This window comes from Desulfurispora sp. (assembly GCF_052744395.1).
In genome coordinates this window covers 1-22,761 of record NZ_JBRAJI010000020.1, presented here as the reverse complement: position 1 = coordinate 22,761, position 22,761 = coordinate 1, and the positions used below count along the sequence as shown (strand labels likewise).

Sequence of the window (22,761 nt, the reverse complement as noted above, 5' to 3'; positions counted from 1 at the left end):
TCACCTCTTGAGGGAAAGTTCGGGATAGAGGGCGCAGAACCGGGCCCAGTCCTCCGGAGTGTTGATATTGAAAAACGCTTCTTCCGGTGGGGCGAAGCGGGAAATTTCCTCTGCGGTTACATATTTTACCCGTACCCGGGGAAAAAAACTGGTAATTTTGTACTGGCCCTGCTTAAGGGCCTGTTCAATTACAGGCAGGCAGTTATTGTTATAAACAGCGCACAGCGGCTCCAGGTAGTCGCCCAGCCGGGGCACCACAATATCGGCGTCATGGTGGCCGCAGATGTAGCGGATCAAAGCGGTGGGCACCAGGGGCATGTCGCAGCCGATGACGAATACCCCCCGCCCGCCGGTCTGCTTGAGGGCGGCGTGAATGCCGGCCAGCGGCCCACAGCCGGGGTAAAGGTCGTCCAGCACCGGCAGGCCGGTGTTGTAGGCGGTGGCCTGGCTGCCGGACAGCATAACCTGCTGGAAGACACTTTTCATTTTATCCATCATGATGTCCAGCAGGCTCCGCTGCCGGACCACCAGGTTGGCCTTGTTCTGCCCCATGCGCCGGCTTTTGCCGCCGGCCAGGATTACTCCGCTGATCTCCGCCAGTTGCTGGTCCATGTTTCCTCCTCGCCAGCCAGTCCAGCAACTCGGCCGGCGTGTAGACAGCGGGTTGCGGACTGCTGCTGATAGTCCTTTTTATTAATATAACCGGTATTTGCAGGGCCCGGGCCGCTTTAATCTTGTTTTCGGTGCCACCGGCCGTCCCGCTGTCACGGGTGACCACCACACCGGCCCGGTAAGCCTGAAAGATGGCCTGGTTGAAGCGGGCGGAAAAAGGCCCCTGCATGGCCACGATGTCGCGGGGTAGTATCCCCAGGTCCTGGCATTTCTTGATAATCTGGTGCTGGGGCAGCACCCGCACGATGATCCGCCGTCCCTTTAGCTGCGGGGCTTTGACGAACAGTTCCAGGTTGTGGCTGCCCGTGGTGAGGAAAATGTTGCCGCTTTTGGCGGCCGCCTGCTGGACGGCTTCCTCCCAGGAGTAGACCGGCACGACCAGCGGGCTTTCCGGCAGGGGGGTTTCCTGCCGCTGAAAACTGCAAAAGGCAATACCGCTGTCTGCGGCGGTGCGGGTCAGCATCTGCACCTGCTCGCCGTTGGAGGGGTGAGTGGCGTCGATTACAGCAGTAACCTGTCCTTGTTCCAGCAATTTCAGCCCGTCGGCCCAGCTCTCCAGTACCAGATCGGCCCGGCTGGCCAGCTGGCCGCCGTAGCCCGTGCGGGGGAGCGCCGCCACCTGGTAGCCGTGTTGTTGCAGAAAGCTGATCAGGGCAAAGGATTCTCCCGTACCGCAAATAAGCAGGAGCAATTTATCACCACGCCTGTCCGGTTCGTAATCATAATAAGCTTCTCTCCCGGCGGGCGATTTCCTGCCGCAGCTCATTTTTTCACCGGGTTTTCCCCGGCCAGCATTTCCACCAGCCGCTTGATCGCCCGTTTTTCAATCCGGGAAACGTAGGATCGGGATATTTGCAGCTCCCGGGCGATTTCCCGCTGGGTTCTAACTCCGGCCGGCGTTAGCCCGAAGCGCATTTCCAGTACTTTTCTCTCCCGGTCGGGCAGAGAGGTCACCAGTTCCAGCAGCCTTTGTAGTTCCAGCTTGTTTTCCACCAGTTCGGCGACAACTTCACTGTGGGTACCCAGAATGTCCAGCAGGATGATTTCGTTCCCTTCTTTGTCCATTCCCACTGTTTCGTAGAGAGAAACCTCGCTGCGGTTCTTCTTGTTGCTGCGCAAAAACATCAGGATTTCATTCTCCACACAGCGGCAGGCGTAGGTGGCCAGGCGGGTGCCCCTGTCCGGCCGGTAGGTGTCCAGCGCTTTCATCAGGCCGATGGTGCCGATGGAGATCAGATCGTCGGTCATTTCACTGCTCAGGTCGAATTTTTTTACCACATGGGCCACCAAACGCAGGTTGTGTCTGGTTAATATATCGCGCGATTCCCGGTCACCCTGCCGCATTTTCTCGATGTAGCGGCTTTCTTCCTCTTCCGAAAGAGGGTGGGGGAAAGCGTTGGTGGTGATATAGGAAACCAGCAGGGTCAGGCCGCCGGTGAACAGGGTAAACAGTGTCCAGATACTGGCCAGCATGGAGTGTTTGCAGCCTCCCTTCCCGCTCATTGCTTACATAGTATGGACGGCCTGTTTTATCGGTGCCTGTCTGTTTGCCCCGGGCGCCATTTTCCCGCCGCTTCTTTTCCGGCCCCTTCCGGCATACTGATTTAACAAACAGGGGTGAAGGGGGCGTCCCGGATATGCGCGTTTACATATGGGACCGTTACCGGGTGGGGAAAATAATTTTGCTGTTCCTGGCGGGGCTTGCGGGGGCGTTTATTTGCGGAAGGTGCTGGTATGCGGTCCGGCCGGCCGGTGCGCCGGTGTACAGCGGTGATCCAGGCACACCCTATGTGGCCCTGACTGTAAATGTTTTCTGGGGCGAGGAATATTTGCCGGCCATGCTGGATATTATGCAAAAATACAATGTGCGGGCCACCTTTTTTCTGGGGGGCAGCTGGGTGAAGAAGTTTCCCGAGCTGGCCGGGAACATTGCCCGGGCCGGGCACGAGGTGGGCAACCACAGTTACTCTCATCCCTATCCCGACCGGTTGTCCCGGGAAGCCAATCAGCGCGAGATCCAGCGGGCGGAAGAGGAAATATACCGGGCTACCGGTGTGCGCACCAGGCTCTATGCTCCCCCTTATGGCGAGAGGGGAAAAGCAGTGCTGGACGCGGCGCGGGAACTGGGTTACACCACCATCCTGTGGTCGGTGGATACCATCGACTGGCAGCGCCCGTCTCCCCAGGTGATTACCCGGCGAGTGCTGGATAAAGTGCACAACGGGGCGATCATCCTGATGCACCCCACCGCCCCCACTGTGCAGGCCCTGCCCGGGATGATCAGCGGCCTGCGGGCCAGAGGGTATCTGCCAGTAACAGTGTCACAGCTGCTGCAGCACCGGCCGGGAGGAGAGCGGGATGACGAAAACCGCTGATGGCGCTTCAGTCGGCCGGTTCGCCGGGGGAAATGTTTGCCGGTGGAGCTGTATAGCGGAAGGGAAAAGTATGGTATAATACGTCAGGTAACCAGTTTGAGGAGGAATTGAAGCAGACATGATTAAAACCACGCTGTTGGACAACGGTGTACAGTTGTTAACCGAAGATATCCCCCATGTCCGCTCGGTGGCCATCGGGGTCTGGGTCAACCTGGGATCGCGGGATGAGGAGGACCGGGTGGCCGGCATCAGCCACTTTATTGAGCACCTGATGTTCAAGGGCACGGCCAAGCGTACCCCCCGGCAGATTGCCGAAGCCCTGGATGCGGTGGGCGGCCAGCTCAACGCCTTCACCACCAAAGAATATACCTGTTACTATGCTCGGGTGCTGGATGAACACATCGACCTGGCTCTGGACGTGCTGACCGATATGATTTTTGCCTCCCGCCTGGAGGCGGCGGATATTGACCGGGAACGCAACGTCATTCTGGAAGAGATCAAAATGTACGAAGATGCTCCCGACGAGCTGGTGCACGATATGTTCACCAGCACCATCTGGCAGGGACATGTGCTGGGCCGGCCCATTATCGGGCGCAGTGAGGTTATTGCCCAATTGAGCCGGGAAGATATTCTGGAATACTATCACCGTTACTATGTGCCGGAAAACATGATTGTGGCAGTGGCCGGCAATATTGACCACGACCGGGTGGTGGAGAAAATAGTCCGGTATTTCACCGGCCGCCGGGGCGAAAAACAGCAGCGCCGGCTGATTCCCCCCCTGCCGCGGCGGCAGGTGAACTGCCGCAACAAGGATACCGAGCAGGTACACCTGTGTGTGGGAGCACCCGGACTGCCCCTGGATCATGAGCAGGTATATGTCTACCAGTTGATCAACACCATCCTGGGGGGCGGCATCAGCTCCCGCCTGTTCCAGAGCATCCGGGAACAGCGCGGTCTGGTCTATTCGGTTTATTCATACCACAGCTCCTACCACGATGCCGGGCTGTTCTGCGTCTATGCTGGCCTCTCCCGGCAAAATGTACCGGCTACCCTGGAGCTGATCATGAAGGAGATAAACGACATCCGCCAGGGCGGGATCAAGAGCGAGGAACTGCGCCGGGCCAAGGATCAGCTCAAGGGCAACCTGCTTCTGAGTCTGGAGAGTGTGAACACGCGCATGAGCCGCCTGGGCAAGTCCCAGCTCTACCTGGGCAAGGTGGTGTTGCCCGACGAGATTGTGCAGCGGGTGGAGGAGGTTACCGAGGAAGATATTGTGCGACTGGCTCAGGAGAAACTGCCGGCAGAGGCCTTCTCGCTGGCCCTGATCGGTCCCTGGGACGATTGCCGGCTGCTGGAGCAGATGCTTGGTCAGGCATAAACCTGTCCCACCTCTCATATTAATCTGTAACAGCGTTACTGGCGGGTATGGCGACCCGCCGGCTGTGCATCCTGCGCTCACCCGAATTGGACCGGGCAGCACCAGCGGCTCGGTCGCGGCCGGGACTATTTTGTGCGAGCATGGGCAATGCTCGCCATTGAGCTGGCTTTCATGTGCTACAGCCGGTACTCCAGACGGGTTCGCTTAAGGCAAGGCACACCCGATGCAATAACGCTGTAATATTGGCGCAACCAGGATTTGGTAGTTTGTGGGAGGTGGGCCTAAGGATGTCGTGGACCTTTGTCCTGTCGCTGCTGTTCGTGCTGGCCCTGGTGGGCCTTTCCCTGCGGGAGCGGGTGCGGCTGCGCATCTTGCGCAGCAAAAAGGGGTGGGACGAACAGAGCAGTCAGGCGTCACCTTTTTCCGAGGCACTGACCAACCTGATTGGCATGGCCGGGGGCATTTATCTGTCATTGATGGTGTTTTTCTCCTTCCTGGAGCTAGATTTGCCCACCCGGGTGCAGGTGCTCAGCCTGTCGGTCGAGCCGGTGGCAGCGGTCTCCTTTGCCCTGGCTCTGGTGCAGCCCTTTGTCCTGCGCCTGATTAAGCGCAGCTAGGAGGCGGCTTTATGCGTATGGTGGAACTGGCTGGCAAGGAAATTATCAACTTTCAGAACGGAGCCCGTCTGGGAGTGGTGGGGGAAAGCGACCTGGATATTGACATCAGCAGCGGGCGCATCCGGGCCATCATTTTGCCCCGGCGCAGCAACCTGCTGAATTTCTGGTTGGATAAACAGCATATGGTCATTCCCTGGGAAGCGGTACGTAAAATCGGCCGGGAAGTGATCATTGTGGATCTGGACCAGACCAGCATGAATTTTCGCCGTTATCCCGCGTAAGGCCGTGGCAGTTTTTGCTGTGGCCTTTTGTTTTGCTTTTTTCCTTGACATAATATGGCCATTGTATAAAAATTAAAATTATACCGTGCTTGAGCGGTGCCAGAACCGCCAGCACGGTATTTGTGAATGCTGTGTGCTGTATACAGAATGTTAGCCGGTAAATTGTAACAGAGAGGGGGCTATAGCCTGACTGCCGGTCTGGCAGCAGGTTTGCGCAAAATGATCAAGGTGCTGGTAAGTGGTGCCGCCGGCCGTATGGGCCGGGAGGTGCTCAAGACGGTTTTTCATTCTGATGATATGGTGCTGGTAGGGGCGGTGGACCCGGTGGCAGCCGGACAGTCCGCCGCGGCCCTGACGGGTCTGGCCGAGCTGTCGCTGGTGGTGGAGGCCGACCTGGCTGAAGCCTTGAAGCGCTACTCGCCCGACGTCATGGTGGATTTTACCACGCCGCGCAGTGTGGCCGGCAATGTGGAGCTGGCCCTGCAGGCCGGAGTGCGCCCCGTGGTGGGTACCACCGGCCTGGCCGCAGCGGATATCGAGCGGCTTTCCCGCCTGGCGGCGGAAAAGAAGTTGGGAGGCATTATTGCGCCCAATTTTGCCATCGGGGCCATCTTGATGATGCAGTTCGCCGTAGCGGCCAGCAAATATTTTCCCCACTGCGAGATTATCGAACTGCATCATGACCAGAAACTGGATGCTCCTTCGGGCACGGCCATCAAGACCGCTGAGCTGATCGCCGCCCGGCGGGGCGATTTTGTGCAGGGGTTGCCCGCCGAAGTGGAAAAAATTCCAGGCGCCCGTGGGGGCGAATTCAGCGGCGGTATCCGCATCCACAGCGTGCGCCTGCCCGGTTTTGTGGCCCACCAGGAGGTCATCTTCGGTGGCCTGGGGCAGACGTTGACCATCCGGCACGACTCCATTTCCCGGGAATCCTTCATGCCCGGCGTGCAGCTGGCCATCCGCCGGGTGATGGAACTTAAGGAGATGGTCTACGGGCTGGAGAAAGTAATTCTGGAGGATTGACCGGCTGTTCCGGCACAGCAATTCCGGGCGGACAAGCACTTCCTGATCGGGCGACACATATATTGGGGTTAAATGTGAGACCTGGTCAGGAGGAGGTTGGGGGCCATGCTGAGCAGTCTTTCCGGGATAGGCGTGGCCATGTTGGGCGGCGACCAGCGCAACCTGCTGGTGATGCAGCGGCTGGTGGAGCTGGGGGCTACTGTCAAGGTAGTAGGTTTACCTGTGTCGGAATCCGACCGTGTGGTGGTTTATGAGGATATAGAACACGCTCTGCAGGGGGTGCGGGCTGTGCTCCTGCCGGTGCCCGGAACCGACGAGGAGGGCAAGCTGCACGCCGTATATGCCAAAGATCCGCTGTACCTCCAGCCGCAGCATCTGGCCCAGCTGAAACCCGGTACGCCTCTTTTGGTGGGTGTGGCCAGGCCTTATTTGCGCAAGCTGGTTGAACGCTATAAACTGGCTTTGCTGGAAGTGATGGAGATTGATGAGGTGGCTATACTGAATTCCATTCCTTCCGCCGAAGGGGCTATTTTGCTGGCCATGCAGAACATGCCCATCACCATCCACGGCAGCCAGTGCGTGGTTACCGGTTTCGGCCGCACGGCCATGACGCTGGCCCGCATGTTGAAAGCGCTGGGAGCGCATACCACCGTGGTGGCGCGCAGCCCGGCCCAGCGGGCCCGGGCCTGGGAAATGGGACACCGGGCGAGCGATCTGGGGCAGCTGCCGGAGGTGGTAGGCCGGGCCGACTTCATTTTCAACACCATACCTGCTCCGGTGCTGCACCGGGAGGTGCTGCAGCGGATGAGGCCCGGCACGCTGATTGTGGATCTGGCTTCCGCGCCCGGTGGTACCGATTTCGGCTGTGCGGAAAGCCTGGGCATTAAAGCCATTCTTGCTCCCGGTTTGCCGGGGCGCTATTCGCCCCGTACGGCCGGGGAGATTCTGGCCGACGTCATCCCCCGCCTGCTGATAGAAGCCGTCTCCTCCTGACCGGGCTTGCTATCCATGCGGGAGGTGCTCAAGGCATGACTTTGCAGGGTGTCCGGATTGGTTTTGCTCTCACCGGTTCCCACTGCACCATGGATGAAGTGCTGGTGGAAATAGAGCGGCTGAAAAATGCCGGAGCGGAAGTTTTTCCCGTGGTCAGTTATTCCGTGGACAGTACCGACAGCCGGTTTGGTACGGCGGCGGCGCTCAAACAAAAACTGCACCAGATTACCGGACGGGAAGTGATTAATACCATTGTGGGAGCCGAACCGGTCGGCCCGGAAAAAATGTTCGATGCGCTGGTGGTGGCCCCCTGTACCGGCAATACTATTGCCAAACTGGCCAATGCCATCACCGATACGCCCGTGCTGATGGCCATCAAGGCCCACCTGCGCAACCAGCGTCCGGTGGTGCTGGCAGTATCTACCAATGATGGACTGGGCCTGAACGCGAAAAATATCGGTCTTTTACTCAATACCAAGCACGTGTACATGGTGCCATTCGGACAGGACAGTCCGGCCGGCAAGCCCAACTCGTTGAAAGCCAGAATGGATTTGCTACCCGATACCGTTCTGCTGGCCCTGAAGGGGAAACAAATCCAGCCGGTAATTATTTCATTCAGTGGCTAACACTTGCGGTGGCGGCACCGGCCGGGATAGCATAATGTAAAAGATTCGGGAGGGATAGTCGTTGGGATTCAATGTGGTAATTGTTGGCGCATCCGGTGCCGTGGGGCAGGAGTTTTTAAAAGTGCTGGAGGAGAGAAATTTTCCCGTAGACCGGCTCCGGCTGTGCGCTACGGCACGTTCGGCCGGCAAGCAGATGGTATTTAGAGGACAAACCCTGGTGGTGGAAGAAACCACACCGGATTCTTTTCAGGACATGCAGATTGCCCTTTTTGCCGGCGGGTCGGCCAGTCTGGAATTCGGGCCGGCCGCCGTGCAAAGGGGCTGTGTGGTGATTGACAACAGCAGTAACTACCGTTTAAAGCCCGATGTGCCCCTGGTGGTACCCGAGGTCAATCCGGAGGATGTGCAGTGGCACCGGGGCATTATCGCTAACCCCAATTGCTCCACCATCATCATGGTGGTGGCTCTAAAGCCCATTTACGATGCCGCCGGCATCAAAAGAGTGGTGGTTTCCACCTACCAGGCGGTATCCGGGGCCGGTGCGGAGGGAATTACCGAGCTGGCCAACCAGACAAGGGCAGTGATCAATGGCGAAGAATATCCGCCGCAGAAATTCCCGTACCAGATTGCCTTCAACCTGATTCCCCATATTGACGTCTTCCAGGAGATGGACTACACCAAGGAAGAGTGGAAGATGGTCAAGGAAACGCACAAGATCATGCATGACGACAGCATCGGCATCACCGCCACCACGGTGCGGGTGCCGGTCTTCCGCAGTCACTCCGAGTCCATCAATATTGAAACCAAAACCAAAATTACCGCCGACCGGGCCAGAGAGGTGCTGGCCAGAGCTCCCGGCGTGGTGGTGCTGGATGACCCGGCTGCCAAACAGTACCCCATGCCGCTTTATTGCTCGGATAAGGATGAAGTATTTGTCGGTCGCATCCGGGAGGACAACTCCCTGCCGGCGGGCCTCAACCTGTGGGTGGTGGCCGACCAGATCCGCAAGGGGGCGGCGACCAATGCCGTACAGATAGCCGAGTTGCTGGTGAAGTACAACTGCCTGATGGCATCATAAAATACTTTTACCAATCCGTATGAAGCCGTCCGCGGCCCGCGGCAGGCGCGCTTCCGGCGGCGAACAGTGAACAATATGCAGTTAACAGAAAGAGGTAGGGCAAGCATGCGGTTTATTGTACAGAAATTTGGCGGTACTTCCCTGGTGACCCAGGAGTTGCGGGAACAGGTGGCCGGGCGGGCCATTGCGGCCAAAGAGGATGGCTATACACCCGTGCTGGTGGTTTCGGCCATCGGCCGGCGGGGTGACCCTTTTGCCACGGATACGCTGCTGGATTTTGCCCGGCAGGCCAACCGGGATCTGACGGGCCGGGAGTTGGACCTGCTCATGGCCTGCGGGGAGATTATTTCCGGAGTGATCATGGCTGGCACTTTGCAAAAAATGGGCCATCCGGCCATATTTCTCACCGGTGCCCAGGCCGGGATCCTTACGGACAGCAATTATAACGATGCGCGTATTTTGAAGGTAAAGCCGGAAAATATTTTAAGGCACGCCCGGGAGGGCAAGATTGTGGTGGTGGCCGGTTTCCAGGGGGTTACCGAGGACGGGGAAATTACCACGCTGGGGCGGGGTGGTAGCGATACCACCGCGGCAGCCCTGGGAGTGGCTTTGAGCGCCGAGTTTGTGGATATCTACACCGATGTGGAAGGAATTATGTCGGTGGATCCGCGCATTGTTTCCGACGCCCGGCCCATGGAAGTGGTCACCTACGATGAAATCTGCCAGCTGGCGCACGAGGGGGCCAAGGTGGTTCATCCTCGGGCGGTGGAAATTGTCATGCAAAAAAACATACCCCTGCGGGTGCGCTCCACCTTCAGCGATTCACCCGGCACCCTGGTCACCAGCACCGGGGAAGTCTACCGGGGCACCATAGATATCACCCGGGACCGGACCATTACCGGGATTACCCATATTCCCGATCTGGTGCAGTTCAAGATCGGTGTAGATGCCGGTGCCGAGGGACTGAAACAAAAGCGCCGCCTTTTCAAGGCGCTGGCCCTGGCCGGGATCAGCCTGGACTTTATCAACGTTTACCCGGAGCAGATAGTGTTCACCGTCCGGCAGGATACTTCGGACAAAGCCTTGCAGGTGCTGGAAACCACCGGTTTTAACCCCGAGGTGACGCCGGGCTGTGCCAAGGTGGCCGCCGTGGGGGCCGGCATGACCGGTGTTCCCGGCGTGATGGCCGGCATAGTGGAGGCCCTGACGCGGGAGGATATTCAGATTCTCCAGTCCAACGACTCGCACACTACCATCTGGGTGCTGGTCAAACGGGAGGATATGGAAAAGGCCGTGCGGGCCCTCTACCGCCGCTTCATCGGCAAATAGGGGTTTTATCAGGCAAATACCCGGAAAGGGAAGGTGATAGACTTGACACCGGACTTCGGGCGGCTGATTACCGCCATGATCACCCCTTATGACAAAAATATGCAGGTGGATTACCAGCTGGCCAGGAAACTGGCCCGCCACCTGGTGCAGAACGGTTCCGACGGTCTGGTGGTCTGCGGCACCACCGGGGAATCTCCCGTCCTGAGCAAGGAGGAGAAAGTGGAGCTTTTCCGGGCGGTGGTGGAGGAGGTGGGGGGCCAGGCCACGGTGCTTGCCGGTACGGGAAGCTACAACACTCAGGCCAGCATAGAACTGACCCGGGCGGCGGAGAAAGCCGGTGTAGACGGCGTGATGCTGGTCTGCCCGTACTACAACAAGCCCTCCCAGGAAGGTCTGTACCAGCACTTCAAGGCTGTGGCCGCCAGCACCAATCTGCCGGTGATGCTGTACAACATACCCGGCCGTACCGGCATCAACCTGCTGCCTGCCACAGTGGCCAGGCTGGCGGAAATTGACAACATTGTGGCCATCAAAGAGGCGGCCGGCAGCATGGATCAGGTCAGCGAACTGCGCCGCGTGCTGCCCGATGACTTTGCCATCTATAGCGGAGACGACTCGCTCACTCTGCCCATGCTGGCTCTGGGGGCGCGGGGCATAGTCAGTGTGGCCGCGCACGTGGTGGGCAATGAGATCAAACAGATGCTCAACGCCTTTATGGCCGGCAATGTCAAACTGGCCACCCAGTTGCACCTGAAGCTGTATCCGCTGTTCAAGGGCCTGTTCATCACCACCAATCCCGTGCCGCTGAAGGCGGCCATGACACTGCTGGGCTGGCCGGTGGGCGGGCCGCGCCTGCCGCTGGTGGAAGCTACGTCTCAGGAGAAGGAGAGCATTAAAAAGGTCATGGAACAGGCAGGACTGCTGTAGCGTAAGGCCGCAGTAAAATAATGTAATAAATGTCGAAAACCGGTCCCGGGCAGGGACCGGTTTTTAAATTTGCGGTTCTCTCAAAAATGTCCGGCCCGGGCCAGCTGGGAACCGGTCGGGCAAACGATGAGCGGGGGGATTTTGTACAGGCTGGCCGCACCCCGCCCCCGGCCCAGGTAGACCGGCCGGTAGCGCTGCCAGAAGTGGAAGGCGAAGGGGCTGTTAACTTCAAAAACAACCGGTTTTTCCGGGTGGCCCGCCCGCAGGTAGTTCACCAGCGCCTGGCCGAAGCCCCGGCAGCGGAAGCGGGGCAGGGTTTCCAGCGTGGCAATGCCCAGCACGCCCGGCTCACTGCACCAGCCGGGGTCGAGCTGCCAGGCTACCCGGGCTACCAGGGTATTCTCCAGCAGGATGCCGTGAAAATTCAGTCCGCTCATGTCTCCCAGCCAGGAAAAGTGCAGGAGCGCTTCACTTTCAAATTCCTTGCAATAAGGCGAATAGGGAGTCAAGCGAATAATTTTCATCAATATCCCCCGGCAGTTTATACTACAGGCACTGTACTGATCATCGGTCATTTTGTCTATTCAGTCAACTACCCAAAATAATTGCCGCGGTAAACTCCCGGCCTTGTACCATTGTTTACAGCCGGAATACCCACCTTTTTAAAGCCTGACGGGCCGGTGGAAGTTCCAGGGGGCTGTAAAATTCTCGCAAGTAGCCGGGAAGATGGTCATTGCCGGCCCTTTCTTTTTGCTGCAATGCTGCAGGCACGGGTTTGCGGTAAACCCGCCCCGCCGGGAACGGCAGGCTATTTTCCGTTGCGGGTGAGCAGAACATGATCCCACCCCCTGTGTTAATTATATATTAATCAGTTGTTAATATAATATTAACAAAGGGCCAGGCAGTTTGTCAATCAAACCGCCCGGCCTTCAGTTGTTCCGGCTGGGAAAATTTATTATAATAGGGTAGCGAGATCCGGCCCGCCAGAATATCCTCCCGGCCTTCTCCTAATACTGATGCAGGACGGAACAGAGGAAAAAACAATGTATATTGAGTAAAACGGGAGGTGCATCATTGTCCAAAGAACCGAAAGTGGCCATCATACCCCTGGGCGGTCTGGGGGAAATCGGTAAAAACATGATGGCGGTCAAATACGGGGAGAATATTCTGGTCGTGGACTGCGGGATGATGTTTCCGGAAGAGGAACTTTTGGGAATCGACGTGGTCATTCCCGACATCACTTACCTGTTGGAAAACCGGGAACAGGTACGGGCGATTGTGTTAACCCACGGCCACGAGGATCACATCGGCGCTCTGCCCTATGTGCTGCGCCAGCTCAACCTGCCGGTCTACGGGACATGCCTGACCCTGGGCATTCTGCAGGGTAAGCTGAAAGAGCACGGGCTGGAAAGGGAAGCAGTCTTGCACCGGGTAAAACCACGGGATGTAGTGAACATCGGCCCCTTTAAAGTGGAGTTCATCCGCGTATCCCACAGTGTGCCCGATGCGGTGTCCGTGGCCATTCACACGCCGGTGGGAACCATAGTGCACACCGGTGATTTCAAGCTGGACCAGACGCCGGTGGACGGGGCAGTGACCGATTTTTACCGCTTCGCCCAGTTGGGAGAAAAAGGGGTGCTGGCCCTGCTGTCCGACAGCACCAATGTGGAGCGGCCCGGTTATACCATGTCCGAGTCGGTAGTGGGGCAAACCTTTGATGAGACCTTTCGCCAGGCCAGAGAAAGAATTATCGTGGCCACCTTTGCCTCCAACGTCCACCGCCTGCAGCAGGCCATTACCACGGCGCACCGCTACGACCGCAAGGTGGCGGTGGTGGGGCGCAGCATGATCAATGTCCTCTCCATTGCTCACGAGCTGGGTTATCTGAAAATACCGGACGGCACGCTGGTGGAACTGGATGAGGCGGCCCGGCTGCCCAAGCACAAGATTGTCTATCTTTCCACCGGCAGTCAGGGGGAGCCCATGTCGGCCCTCACGCGCATGGCCATGGGGGACCACCGCCAGGTGGAAATCCTGCCCGGCGATACTGTGATTATCTCGGCCACACCCATTCCGGGCAATGAAAAGCTGGTGGCGCGGATTATCGATCAGCTTTTCAAACAGGGGGCGCAGGTAATCTATGAGGCGGTATCCGGTATCCATGTCAGCGGTCACCCCAGCCAGGAAGAGCTCAAGCTGATGATCAACATGACCCGGCCCAAGTTTTTCATTCCAGTGCACGGTGAATACCGGATGCTGATCAAACACGCCCGCCTGGCCAGAGAGATGGGCATACCCGAGAAAAATATCTTTGTGCTGGAGAACGGCCAGGTGCTGGAGCTGTCTCGCAAGAGCGGCCGGGTGACGGGACGGGTTACGGCCGGACGTGTGCTGGTGGACGGTCTGGGTGTGGGCGATGTGGGCAACATTGTGCTGCGCGACCGCAAGCAGCTCTCCCAGGACGGCATACTGATCGTGGTGGTGACCATCAACCGGGAGTCCGGTCAGATTATGGCCGGGCCGGACATCGTGTCGCGGGGTTTCGTCTATGTGCGGGAGTCCGAGCCGCTGCTGGAGGAAGCGCGGGAAAAGGTGAAGGGGGCACTGGAGAAGTGCACCGAGCGGGGTCTTACGGAATGGTCGTCCATCAAGTCCCAGGTGCGCGATGTGCTGGGCAAGTTCTTGTACGAAAAAACCAGGAGAAGGCCGATGATACTGCCGATCATCATGGAGGTATAAAGGAGCGCGGGCTTTTCAGCCTGCGCTTTCACCATTCGGGGGTGTACGGAGGAAGGGAGGTAATAGTGATGGCTCCTCTGTTGGCAATAGAAAAACTGGTCTGTCACACGGGCCGGGGAGAGGACGGGCGGCGGGTGGAACTGACGGCGGCATTGTCGGCCGGGGCAGTACTGGTGGTGCGCGGCCCGTCTGGAGCGGGCAAATCCACAGTGCTCAAAGCACTGGCGCGCCTCAAGGAAGCGGCAGGCACAGTGCGGCTGGCCGGCGTGGACTGGCAGCAAATCCCACCGCCGCTATGGCGCCGTCGAGTGCATTACCTGGCCCAGCAGCCGGCCCTGTTTGCCGGCAGTGTGCTGGATAATTTAAAAAGGCCTTTTGAACTGGCCGAGGTGAAAAAGTATGGTGCTTTTGAGGAAAGTCTGGTACGGGATGCTTTGCCGCGGTTAAATCTGGCTCCGGCACTGCTGGACCAGGAGGCGCGCACCATCTCCGGCGGGGAGGCGGCGCGCATTGCCCTGCTACGGGCCATGTTAATCGGGCCGCAGGTGCTTTTGCTGGATGAGCCCACGGCGGCTCTGGACGAGGAGTCGCGGCGGGCCGTTTTGCAGTATATTGGAGAATGGCTGGCGGTACCCGGGCGGGCGGCCATACTGGTGTCCCACCGGGAGGAGGATGCCGGTTTTTTTTCGCGCCGGAAGGTTGTAGAAATAAGTCCGCGAGGTGAGCAAAATGAGTAATGCCGGTGTAGTGCCCATCAGCAACTGGCAGCTGGCCCTGACGGTAATTCTGGTTTTAATCAGCGGGGGCGTGGCGGTGTGGCTCAGACTGGGCCTGTTAAAACCGCTCTTGTGGGGTACGGTGCGCACTTTTGTGCAGCTCACCCTCATTGGCTATGTACTGACCTATATCTTTGCAGTCAACAGCCCCTGGCTGGTTCTGGCCATGCTGCTGGTAATGTGCCTGGTGGCCGCCCGCACGGCGGTACAGCGCACGCCCAATGTTTCCAACTACTCCTACTGGCTGGGCTTTGTTTCGCTGACGGCCAGCACTTTTCTGGTGGGCTCCATTGTGGTGGAATTGATCATCTCGCCGGTTCCCTGGTACAGCGCCCGCATGGTCATTCCCATCTTCGGCATGATCCTGGGCAATTCCATGAACGGCATCGCCCTTTCTCTGGACCGCCTGTACAGCGAGGTGCGGGCCCGGGCCGGGGAGGTGGAAACCTTGCTGGCCTGCGGGGCCACACCCTGGGAAGCGGTGCGCGACTGTGTGCAGGTGGCCGTGCGGGCCGGTATGACCCCCACCATTAATTCGCTCATGGTGGTGGGCATCGTCAGCCTGCCCGGCATGATGACCGGCCAGATCCTGGGCGGGGCCGACCCCTTGCAGGCCGTGCGCTACCAGATTGTGGTCATGCTGATGATTGCCGCGGCGGTGGCCTTGGGCTGCCTGCTGCTGGTGCTGCTCTCCTACCGGCGGATGTTCAATGGCGAGGGGGCGCTGCGGTTGTAATTAAAAGGCTGCAGCGCTCTATTTTTTGAGCAACTCTGCAGCCTGCGCATATGTTAACATTCCGGCCCGGGCGTACACCAGCTGGCCGGAGGGGCTTACCACTACCGTGGTGGGTATGGCCCGTACGCCGAAAGCTGTGGCCACCTTGCCCGTTTCGTCCAGATATACGGGCAAATTTAACTCCTGCTGTTGCAAGAATTTCTCCACCTCGGCCGGGCTTTTTTCCCCGGCCGTGATATTGATAAAATAAAAGGCCACGTTTTTATCCCGGTAATCCCGGTACAGTCGGGCCAGGTCGGGCATCTCCTCCCGGCAGGGCGGGCACCAGGTGTTCCAGAAATTGATAAAAATATACTTGCCGGAATCCGTCCGGATATTCTGCGGACTGCCCGTGGCGGGTTGAACCACGAATTCCGGGATGGCCGGCCGGTTTTCCGCCTTCTGATCTGTTTGAGTTTTGCCGGTCAGGTATACCTTCCCAATAATTGGTGTGTTTTGCCCGGTTGGCTGACCGGATGTTCCAGTGCTGTTTCTTCCGGTCAAATACCAGGCCAGGGCAATGATGGTGGCGGCTGTGAGCAGGGCAATTAATTTATGGCGCACTGGCAGTAACTTCCTCCCGGTCCTGTTTTAACAGTATACTGGCTATCTCATCCCAGGAATATACCCGGGTGATGCCTGCCGGCAATTGTCCCTGGTTGTATGTGGCGTTGTACAGCAGGACAGGGATGCTGCCCCGGGCAATGTGGATGGCATTGGGCAGGGTGTCCTCGATGAACAGGCCCACCTGCTTCTGGCGGGCGGTTTCCAGTTTGTGGTGCTGGCCCAGGTGAATGATTTCCCGGTAGGGTATCTTGTATCTGGCAAACCAGTCAACCGAATATTGGTAATAATGGGTGCTGCGGGCCGAGATGAAATAAAGTTCGTAGTGGTCGGCCAGCCGGTGCAGTTGTTCCACGGCCTGCGGCATGGGCTGGGAGTATTTGATCAAGTCCAGCTCATGCTCCAGCACTTTTTGGTAAATGTCCTCTCGGCTGATGCCGAACATTTTCTGCGGGTTGAAGTCAAAAAAATCTTCCAGGCAATAGTTTTTGCCGTAAAGCCTGTTTAAAATGTCGATAATTACCGGTTGGGTGTTGGCCACCACCCCGTCGATGTCAATGCCCAGCTTGTGCAATAATAATCCCTCCCCGGTTTTTATAATGGTACTCCTGGCGGGTGAACAGTCCTGGGGGAAAGTGATGGTGTCATGGGCCGGGCAGCAGAAACAGTGCCAGTTTGTTCCACCAGCCCAGCAGCATCAGCGTACCTGCCGCCAGGAGGATCCCGCCGCTGATACTTTCTACCAGCCCTTGGTGCCGGCGGATAACATTCCAGACCGGATTGAGCCTTTCCAGCAGGATGGCGGAAAGCAGGAAGGGTAAACCCAGTCCGGTAGTGTAAAAAAACAGCAGGGTGATTCCGTAACCGGCGCTCTGGCTGCTGCCGGCCAGGGCCAGCAGGCTGGCCAGGGCCGGCCCGGCGCAGGGCGTCCAGCCTGCTCCCAGGGCCAGACCCAGCAGCAAGGCACCGGAAAGCGTACCCGGCCGTCCGGCCAGGCGCAGTGGAGCCAGGGTGCGGTACAGGGCTCGCAGGGGCAGCAGCCCGGCCAGATGAGCGCCCATAAGCATGATCAAGATCGCGGCTGTTTTTTCCAGGGCCGGGCGGTGGGCCCGCCCGAGGGTGCCCAGCAGGCCGAAACCTGCCCCCAGCAGCAGGAATACCAGGCCGAAGCCCAGGACGAAAAACATACTGCGGGTAAAGAGTTGCAGCCTGGCTTTCCCGGAGCCCATAGCACCAGGATCATTTTCCAGAGTAACGCCATGACCGGCCAGGTAGGAAAAATAAACCGGCAGCAGGGGCAGGATGCAGGGTGAAAAAAAAGAGAGCAGCCCCAGCAGGAAAGCGGTGCCAAAGGAAATATGCCAGGCAATTTGTTCCATTTTACACCCCAGCCTGTTTCAGTGATGCGTTGCCGGAATATGGTTTCGAGTTCAACCGGGCCGCTGGTGCAGCGTGGGGGTGTTTCTTCCGGCAGCATTACCAGTTGTTGATATTATAGCATCCGCGGTTAATTACTGGAGTAAAAATGCTTTAAGATTAAGTTATGGTGCAGGTTTGGGGACAGGCCGGTCGGGTGTAGGCAGGCACCAAAGGCCGGTGTGGGGAGTAATATATTAGCAAGCCCGCAAGATTACTCTGTAAAGAAGGTGTTTGACCGTGCCGGCCAAGTTGAAAAGCCGCAAGTTCTGGATGGCGGTGGTTTCGGCAGTGCTGGTTATTGCCAATGAGGGTCTGGGGATGAATATTCCAGAAGATACCGTGCTGGCCTTCGCTGCTATTGTGATTGGCTATATCCTGGGTGAATCCTATGTGGATGCCCACCGCTCCAATGATGCCGAAATCTGAACGGCAACCGGCCCGGCGGTAAAGTAAGCCGGGCTCATTCATTTATATTTACCGGTTACATCGCCCGGGATCTGGTGTAAAATATTTGCGTGACGGTCAGGGGCAGTCGGGTGTACAGGTTGATTGTGCCATAACCATTGGGGAAAATACTTGGTGAAAGAGGTATGAGCAATGACCGAGAAGCTGATTGATTTGCGTTCCGACACGGTGACCCGGCCTACACCGGAAATGCGCCGGGCCATGGCCGAAGCCGTGGTGGGCGATGATGTTTACGGCGAAGACCCCACAGTGAACGCCCTGGAACAGGAAGCCGCGCAGCTCCTGGGCAAGGAGGCGGCGCTTTACGTTCCTTCGGGTACCATGGGTAACCAGATCGCCATTTTGACACACACGGCGCGGGGTGATGAGGTGCTGGTGGACGAGCAGGCCCACATTTACTACTATGAAGTGGGCGCACCGGCCGTGCTGTCTGCTGTACAGCTGCGGCCTGTTAACGGCCTGTGTACCGAGGAAGGTGCGCAGCGCCTGAGGGAAGCGCTGCGGCCGGCCAACCTGCATTTTCCACCCACCCGGCTGGTTTGTCTGGAAAATACCCACAACCGGCGGGGCGGCATGGCGCTTTCCCTGCCGGTCATGCAGGAGATTTCCCGGGTGGCCCGGGTAAGCGGCCTGGCCGTGCACCTGGACGGGGCGCGCCTTTTCAACGCTGCGCTGGCCCTGGGTTGCCAGGCGGCCGACCTGGCCGCCTGCTGTGATTCGGTGATGTTTTGCGTTTCCAAGGGTTTGGGTGCGCCGGTGGGGTCGCTGCTTTGTGGCAGCCGGGAGTTTATCACCCGGGCGCGCAAGTACCGCAAGCTGCTGGGCGGCGGTATGCGCCAGGCCGGCGTGCTGGCCGCGGCAGCCCGGGTGGCCCTGGCGGACAGGCAGCGGCTGATAGAAGATCACGCCCACGCCCGCTACCTGGCCGAACAGCTGGCGGACATGCCCGGTCTGGCGCTGGCCCAGCCGCGGGTGGACAGCAACATTGTGGTGGTGGACGTGTCCGGCCTGGGCCTTTCAGCGGACCAATTTGCCGCCCGGCTGGCCGGGCGGGGCGTGCTGGTCAGCGTATTCGGTCCTGCCCTGGTGCGCCTGGTCACCCACAGCGATGTCAGCCGGCCGGATATAGAAAAGGCCCTGGAGGTGGTGCAGGAGGTCTGCACCGCTGGGCAAACGGGAATTTAATTTTTCAGCAATTTGCCCAGACAGGCTTTGCCCTGACTCCGAGTTTGGGTTAAATAATTCATCATCATGTTTGGTTGCCAGGGTTTTACTGGGCCCGGGCACGTTCCATGGCCGCCTTGAGGGCGGCTATTTTTTGGGGAATGTCGGATGCGCTCACTATTTCGGTGACCATGGCAATGCAGCGGGCGCCGGCCTGCACCACCTGCGCAATATTGTGCTCCTTGATTCCGCCGATGGCCACAAAAGGTATGTCTATATGCTCAGCCACATACCTCAGGTACTCCAGCCCCACCGGGGCGCAGACGTCTTTTTTGGTGCTGGTGGCGAAGATGGGCCCCACTCCGATGTAGTCGGCACCGCTTTGGATTGCAGCCCGGGCCTGGGCGGGGGAATGGGTGGACAGGCCGATGAGCATATCCGGTCCCACCAGCCGGCGTACCACCTCCACCGGCAGATCGTCCTGCCCCACATGGACTCCGTCCGCCCCGACGGCCAGGGCGATGTCCACATCATCATTGACAATGAACAGGGCGCCGGCCCGGCGGGTCAGCTGGCGAATTTCCAGGCACTCCTGATACTTGTGCTTTTTACTGGCTTCTTTTTCCCGGTATTGAATAATTTTTACCCCGGCAGCCAGGATTTCCCGGACCACTTCCAGATTGGAACGGCCCAGGGAGTGTTCAAAGCTGGTCAGGGCATAAATGCCCTGGAAATATTCGCGGCAGGTGTGTCGATGCACGATTTCTCCTCCTCGGGCAGGGAAAAGATAATTTTTTTCCTCAATAGATTATACCTTTTTTTCAGGCAATGCGCATTTCTATTTTCCAGCGCAGCAGTTTGGTTAGGCTATTGTTTAAAAGTTCATATGTGCGAAACAATGTAATCTTAAGTAATGTGGCAATAGAGAGATATATTTTGCAAATATGATAGAAAATAAACTAATTTAACATTTGCTCATATTTTGCTGGCGGCGCTATAGTGAATTTGATTGCATGACTAACTGACAATGAAAATATCTGAATTTTTATTAAAAAGAGGGAGGAGGGCAGAGGATTTAGAAGCCTGACGGCTGCTGCTTATTTAGAAAAGAAGAAAAACCGGGGAGGTTAAGCTAATGCCAAGGTTTAGCGATCCTGAACTGACCAGCCGCCCGTCCAACATGACGCCGCGGGTGATTGATCCCAAAAGCTACAAACGCTCGGTGGACCCGGCCGTGCTGGAAATGCTGGAAATTGCCCATGAGCAGGGCGTGATCACTGCCTTTGACCGGGTTGTGGCCCAGCAACCGCAATGCCAGTTTGGCTACAAGGGCATTTGCTGCCGTTTTTGCATGATGGGACCCTGCCGGATCAAGTCCGATGAAGGGCCGGGCAGCCGGGGTATCTGCGGTGCCAACTCCTGGACCATTGTAGCCCGCAGCGTGGGGCTGATGATTCTCACGGGTTGTGCCTCGCACGCCCAGCACGGCAACCATATTGCCCATACGTTGCATCTGGTGGCCGAGGGCAAGGCGCCCGATTACAGCATTAAGGACCCGGAGAAACTTAGACGCATCTGTGCCAAAATGGGCATTGAAATCGAGGGCAAAAATGATCGGGAACTGGCCCGCGAACTGGCCGAACTGGCCCTGGAAGATTTCCGCCGCCTCAAAGGCGAAGGGGAAGCGGCCTGGATTACCAAGACCGTTACCGCTGACCGCAACGAGCGCTACAGAAGCCACAATGTTATGCCCCACGGTATTCACGCCACCATTTCTGATCTGGTTACCCAGGCCCACGTAGGCATGGACAACGATCCGGTGAACATAATCTTCAGTGCGGTGCGCGTTGGGCTGGCCGACCTGGCCGGCAAGTGGATTGCCACCGACCTTTCCGATATCATTTTCGGTACTCCGCAGCCCGTGGCCAGTGAGGCCAACATGGGGGTGCTGGATCCGGCCAAGGTGAACATTATTGTACACGGTCACAACCCGCTGCTCAGCGAAATGATCGTGGCGGCGGCCCGCGAACTGGAGGGCGAAGCCAGGGCGGCCGGGGCGGCCGGTATCCAGCTTTCCGGGATTTGCTGTACTGGTAACGAAGTGCTCATGCGCCAGGGCGTGCCCATTGTGACCTCCTTCTCTTCCCAGGAGCTGGCCATATGCACCGGGGCGGTGGACGCCATGGTGGTGGACGTGCAGTGCATCATGCCCGGTCTGAACACCGTGGCCCAGTGTTTCGGTACCCGCCTGATCACTACTTCGGATATTGTGAAAATTCCGCACGCCATGCACATTGACTACCAGGAAGCCACGGCCATGCAAAACGCCAAAGAAGTCATCCGCATGGCCATTGAAGCTTTCAAAGAACGGGGCAGCCGCCCGGTGCACATTCCCAATGTTAAGCACAAGCTGGTGGCCGGCTGGAGCCTGGAAGCCCTCTTTGAGCTGTTTGGGAGCGTCAATCCGGACAACCCGGTACGGGTGCTCAATGAGGCCATTTTGAGCGGTGAACTGCGCGGGGTGATCCTGATGGCGGGTTGCAATAACCTGAAGACCTTCCAGGATCAGGCCCACCTGGAGATCACCAAAGCCATGCTCAAAAACGACGTTTTTGTGATTACCACGGGCTGCAACGCTCAGGCCTGTGCCAAAGCCGGTTTGATGGATCCGGCCAGTGTGGACACTTACTGCGGGGAAGGGCTGAGGAGCTTCCTGCGCAAGATCAGCCAGAACGCCAATTTGAAATACCCGTTGCCGCCCGTTTTCCACATCGGTTCCTGTGTGGACAACTCGCGGGCTGCGGAACTGTTAATGCTCATGGCCAACGATCTGGGTGTGGATACGCCCAAGGTTCCCTTTGTCGCCTCGGCTCCCGAAGCCATGTCGGGCAAGGCGACCAGCATCGGCACCTGGGCCATCACCATCGGCCTGCCCACCCATGTGGGTACCATGCCGCCGGTGGAAGGTTGTGACCTGGTGTACAGCATCCTGACCCAGATTGCCGGCGATGTCTTTGGCGGCTATTTCATTCTGGAGCCCGATATTGACATGGCCATCAAGAAGTTGCTGGCCGCTCTGGATTATCGTACCTGGAAATTGCGCGTACACAGGAAAATGGCGGAAGATCAGGAAACCGCTCTCTGTCAGTGCTGGTAATGCCGGTTACGTAAGCCGGCCTGGCGTTTTGCCGGTGAGCCGGGGAACAAAGGAGGAAAAACAATGGCCGAAGCCATTAATTTTGATCAAATATTCGAGGGCGTCATTGAGCCGGGCCAAGAGCCCAAAGCGCTCTTTAAGTCGGCTTACAACGGGGCCATCACCGCGGTCAGCTATGCCGAAATTCTGCTCAACCAGGCCATTCGCGAATACGGTGCCGACCACCCGGTGGGCTATCCCGATACTGCCTACTATTTGCCCGTTATCCGCTGCCTGAGCGGTGAAGAAGTGAAAACTCTGGGCGACCTGGTGCCCATTTTGAATAGAATGCGCGCTTCCTTCAAGCAGGACTACCGCGATTTCGCCAACGCCCGCAAGGCCGGCGAAGCCACCTGGTATGCCG

24 protein-coding genes and 1 pseudogene are annotated in these 22,761 nt (G+C 58.1%); 17 read left to right on the top strand and 8 right to left on the bottom strand.

Features of this window, described 5'->3' with window-relative positions:
• The 3 genes from mobA to sigK all read right to left on the bottom strand — a co-directional run bounded on the left by mobA (window position 1) and on the right by sigK (window position 2,145).
• On the bottom strand, window positions 1–552 hold the full coding sequence (gene mobA / locus ACUVTU_RS07075; protein WP_445889276.1) for a molybdenum cofactor guanylyltransferase: 552 nt from the start codon (window positions 550–552) through the stop codon (window positions 1–3).
• Entirely contained in the window at window positions 488–1,363 is an 876-nt protein-coding gene (gene cobK / locus ACUVTU_RS07070) for a precorrin-6A reductase (RefSeq protein WP_445889258.1), read from the bottom strand. The genes mobA and cobK overlap by 65 nt, the downstream gene beginning before the upstream one ends.
• A 71-nt stretch (window positions 1,364–1,434) precedes the next feature.
• Entirely contained in the window at window positions 1,435–2,145 is a 711-nt protein-coding gene (gene sigK, locus ACUVTU_RS07065) for an RNA polymerase sporulation sigma factor SigK (protein ID WP_445889257.1), read from the bottom strand.
• A 164-nt stretch (window positions 2,146–2,309) separates the two neighbouring features.
• Here sigK and ACUVTU_RS07060 point away from each other — a divergent pair, with 164 nt between their 5' ends.
• The 10 genes from ACUVTU_RS07060 (at window position 2,310) to dapA (ending at window position 11,299) form a co-directional block, all read left to right on the top strand.
• On the top strand, window positions 2,310–3,047 hold the full coding sequence (locus tag ACUVTU_RS07060; RefSeq protein WP_445889256.1) for a polysaccharide deacetylase family protein: 738 nt from the start codon (window positions 2,310–2,312) through the stop codon (window positions 3,045–3,047).
• 118 nt (window positions 3,048–3,165) lie between these two features.
• The gene (locus ACUVTU_RS07055) at window positions 3,166–4,425 is read left to right on the top strand and encodes a M16 family metallopeptidase (RefSeq protein WP_445889255.1); all 1,260 of its coding nucleotides are present in this window, start codon (window positions 3,166–3,168) and stop codon (window positions 4,423–4,425) included.
• 287 nt (window positions 4,426–4,712) lie between these two features.
• Complete coding sequence (locus ACUVTU_RS07050; RefSeq protein ID WP_445889254.1) at window positions 4,713–5,042, top strand: hypothetical protein; 330 nt, start codon at window positions 4,713–4,715, stop codon at window positions 5,040–5,042.
• Window positions 5,043–5,053: 11 nt separating this feature from the next.
• Window positions 5,054–5,323, top strand: coding sequence for a YlmC/YmxH family sporulation protein (locus tag ACUVTU_RS07045; RefSeq protein ID WP_445889253.1), 270 nt, complete (start codon window positions 5,054–5,056; stop codon window positions 5,321–5,323).
• Window positions 5,324–5,542: 219 nt separating this feature from the next.
• Entirely contained in the window at window positions 5,543–6,346 is an 804-nt protein-coding gene (gene dapB / locus ACUVTU_RS07040) for a 4-hydroxy-tetrahydrodipicolinate reductase (protein WP_445889252.1), read from the top strand.
• Window positions 6,347–6,451: 105 nt separating this feature from the next.
• Window positions 6,452–7,339, top strand: a complete 888-nt coding sequence (gene dpsA, locus ACUVTU_RS07035) for a dipicolinate synthase subunit DpsA (protein WP_445889251.1) — start codon at window positions 6,452–6,454, stop codon at window positions 7,337–7,339.
• Window positions 7,340–7,374: 35 nt separating this feature from the next.
• Window positions 7,375–7,965, top strand: a complete 591-nt coding sequence (locus tag ACUVTU_RS07030; protein ID WP_445889250.1) for a dipicolinate synthase subunit B — start codon at window positions 7,375–7,377, stop codon at window positions 7,963–7,965.
• 61 nt (window positions 7,966–8,026) lie between these two features.
• Window positions 8,027–9,043, top strand: coding sequence for an aspartate-semialdehyde dehydrogenase (locus tag ACUVTU_RS07025; RefSeq protein WP_445889249.1), 1,017 nt, complete (start codon window positions 8,027–8,029; stop codon window positions 9,041–9,043).
• A 105-nt stretch (window positions 9,044–9,148) separates the two neighbouring features.
• A complete protein-coding gene (gene dapG, locus ACUVTU_RS07020; RefSeq protein ID WP_445889248.1) occupies window positions 9,149–10,372 on the top strand; it encodes an aspartate kinase in 1,224 nt (407 codons plus the stop codon).
• A 42-nt stretch (window positions 10,373–10,414) separates the two neighbouring features.
• Window positions 10,415–11,299 (top strand): 4-hydroxy-tetrahydrodipicolinate synthase, encoded by an 885-nt coding sequence (gene dapA, locus ACUVTU_RS07015; protein ID WP_445889247.1) that lies wholly within the window; start codon window positions 10,415–10,417, stop codon window positions 11,297–11,299.
• Window positions 11,300–11,379: 80 nt separating this feature from the next.
• Here dapA and ACUVTU_RS07010 read toward each other — a convergent pair whose 3' ends face one another.
• Entirely contained in the window at window positions 11,380–11,823 is a 444-nt protein-coding gene (locus tag ACUVTU_RS07010; RefSeq protein WP_445889246.1) for a GNAT family N-acetyltransferase, read from the bottom strand.
• Window positions 11,824–12,373: 550 nt separating this feature from the next.
• On the opposite strand from ACUVTU_RS07010, the gene ACUVTU_RS07005 reads away from it, so the two are divergent.
• From ACUVTU_RS07005 to ACUVTU_RS06995, 3 genes are all read left to right on the top strand, one after another.
• Window positions 12,374–14,038 carry a ribonuclease J gene (locus tag ACUVTU_RS07005; RefSeq protein ID WP_445889245.1) on the top strand — a complete coding sequence of 555 codons (1,665 nt, stop codon included), beginning with the start codon at window positions 12,374–12,376 and terminating at the stop codon, window positions 14,036–14,038.
• A 68-nt stretch (window positions 14,039–14,106) separates the two neighbouring features.
• Complete coding sequence (locus tag ACUVTU_RS07000) at window positions 14,107–14,775, top strand: ABC transporter ATP-binding protein (protein WP_445889244.1); 669 nt, start codon at window positions 14,107–14,109, stop codon at window positions 14,773–14,775.
• Entirely contained in the window at window positions 14,768–15,550 is a 783-nt protein-coding gene (locus ACUVTU_RS06995; RefSeq protein ID WP_445889243.1) for an ABC transporter permease, read from the top strand. Before ACUVTU_RS07000 ends, ACUVTU_RS06995 begins: the two co-directional genes overlap by 8 nt.
• Window positions 15,551–15,568: 18 nt before the next feature.
• On the opposite strand, the gene ACUVTU_RS06990 is transcribed toward ACUVTU_RS06995, so the two are convergent.
• The 3 genes from ACUVTU_RS06990 to ACUVTU_RS06980 all read right to left on the bottom strand — a co-directional run bounded on the left by ACUVTU_RS06990 (window position 15,569) and on the right by ACUVTU_RS06980 (window position 17,532).
• A complete protein-coding gene (locus ACUVTU_RS06990; protein ID WP_445889242.1) occupies window positions 15,569–16,153 on the bottom strand; it encodes a TlpA family protein disulfide reductase in 585 nt (194 codons plus the stop codon).
• Window positions 16,143–16,727: a 5' nucleotidase, NT5C type gene (locus tag ACUVTU_RS06985; protein WP_445889241.1), complete on the bottom strand. Its 585-nt coding sequence runs from the start codon at window positions 16,725–16,727 to the stop codon at window positions 16,143–16,145. Before ACUVTU_RS06985 ends, ACUVTU_RS06990 begins: the two co-directional genes overlap by 11 nt.
• A 70-nt stretch (window positions 16,728–16,797) precedes the next feature.
• Window positions 16,798–17,532 (bottom strand): cytochrome c biogenesis protein CcdA, encoded by a 735-nt coding sequence (locus tag ACUVTU_RS06980; protein WP_445889240.1) that lies wholly within the window; start codon window positions 17,530–17,532, stop codon window positions 16,798–16,800.
• A 277-nt stretch (window positions 17,533–17,809) separates the two neighbouring features.
• Here ACUVTU_RS06980 and ACUVTU_RS06975 point away from each other — a divergent pair, with 277 nt between their 5' ends.
• Both ACUVTU_RS06975 and ltaE read left to right on the top strand, forming a co-directional pair.
• The gene (locus ACUVTU_RS06975; protein WP_445889239.1) at window positions 17,810–17,998 is read left to right on the top strand and encodes a hypothetical protein; all 189 of its coding nucleotides are present in this window, start codon (window positions 17,810–17,812) and stop codon (window positions 17,996–17,998) included.
• A 171-nt stretch (window positions 17,999–18,169) separates the two neighbouring features.
• Window positions 18,170–19,222 carry a low-specificity L-threonine aldolase gene (ltaE, locus tag ACUVTU_RS06970; RefSeq protein WP_445889238.1) on the top strand — a complete coding sequence of 351 codons (1,053 nt, stop codon included), beginning with the start codon at window positions 18,170–18,172 and terminating at the stop codon, window positions 19,220–19,222.
• Between the two features lie 85 nt (window positions 19,223–19,307).
• Here the strand turns inward: ltaE and thiE are convergent, their stop codons facing one another.
• Window positions 19,308–19,961 (bottom strand): thiamine phosphate synthase, encoded by a 654-nt coding sequence (gene thiE / locus ACUVTU_RS06965; RefSeq protein ID WP_445889237.1) that lies wholly within the window; start codon window positions 19,959–19,961, stop codon window positions 19,308–19,310.
• 375 nt (window positions 19,962–20,336) lie between these two features.
• Between thiE and cooS the strand changes: the two genes are divergently transcribed.
• Window positions 20,337–22,358 carry an anaerobic carbon-monoxide dehydrogenase catalytic subunit gene (gene cooS / locus ACUVTU_RS06960; RefSeq protein WP_445889236.1) on the top strand — a complete coding sequence of 674 codons (2,022 nt, stop codon included), beginning with the start codon at window positions 20,337–20,339 and terminating at the stop codon, window positions 22,356–22,358.
• 63 nt (window positions 22,359–22,421) lie between these two features.
• Window positions 22,422–22,761 (top strand): annotated as a pseudogene (locus ACUVTU_RS06955) (acetyl-CoA decarbonylase/synthase complex subunit alpha/beta); the annotation flags it as partial.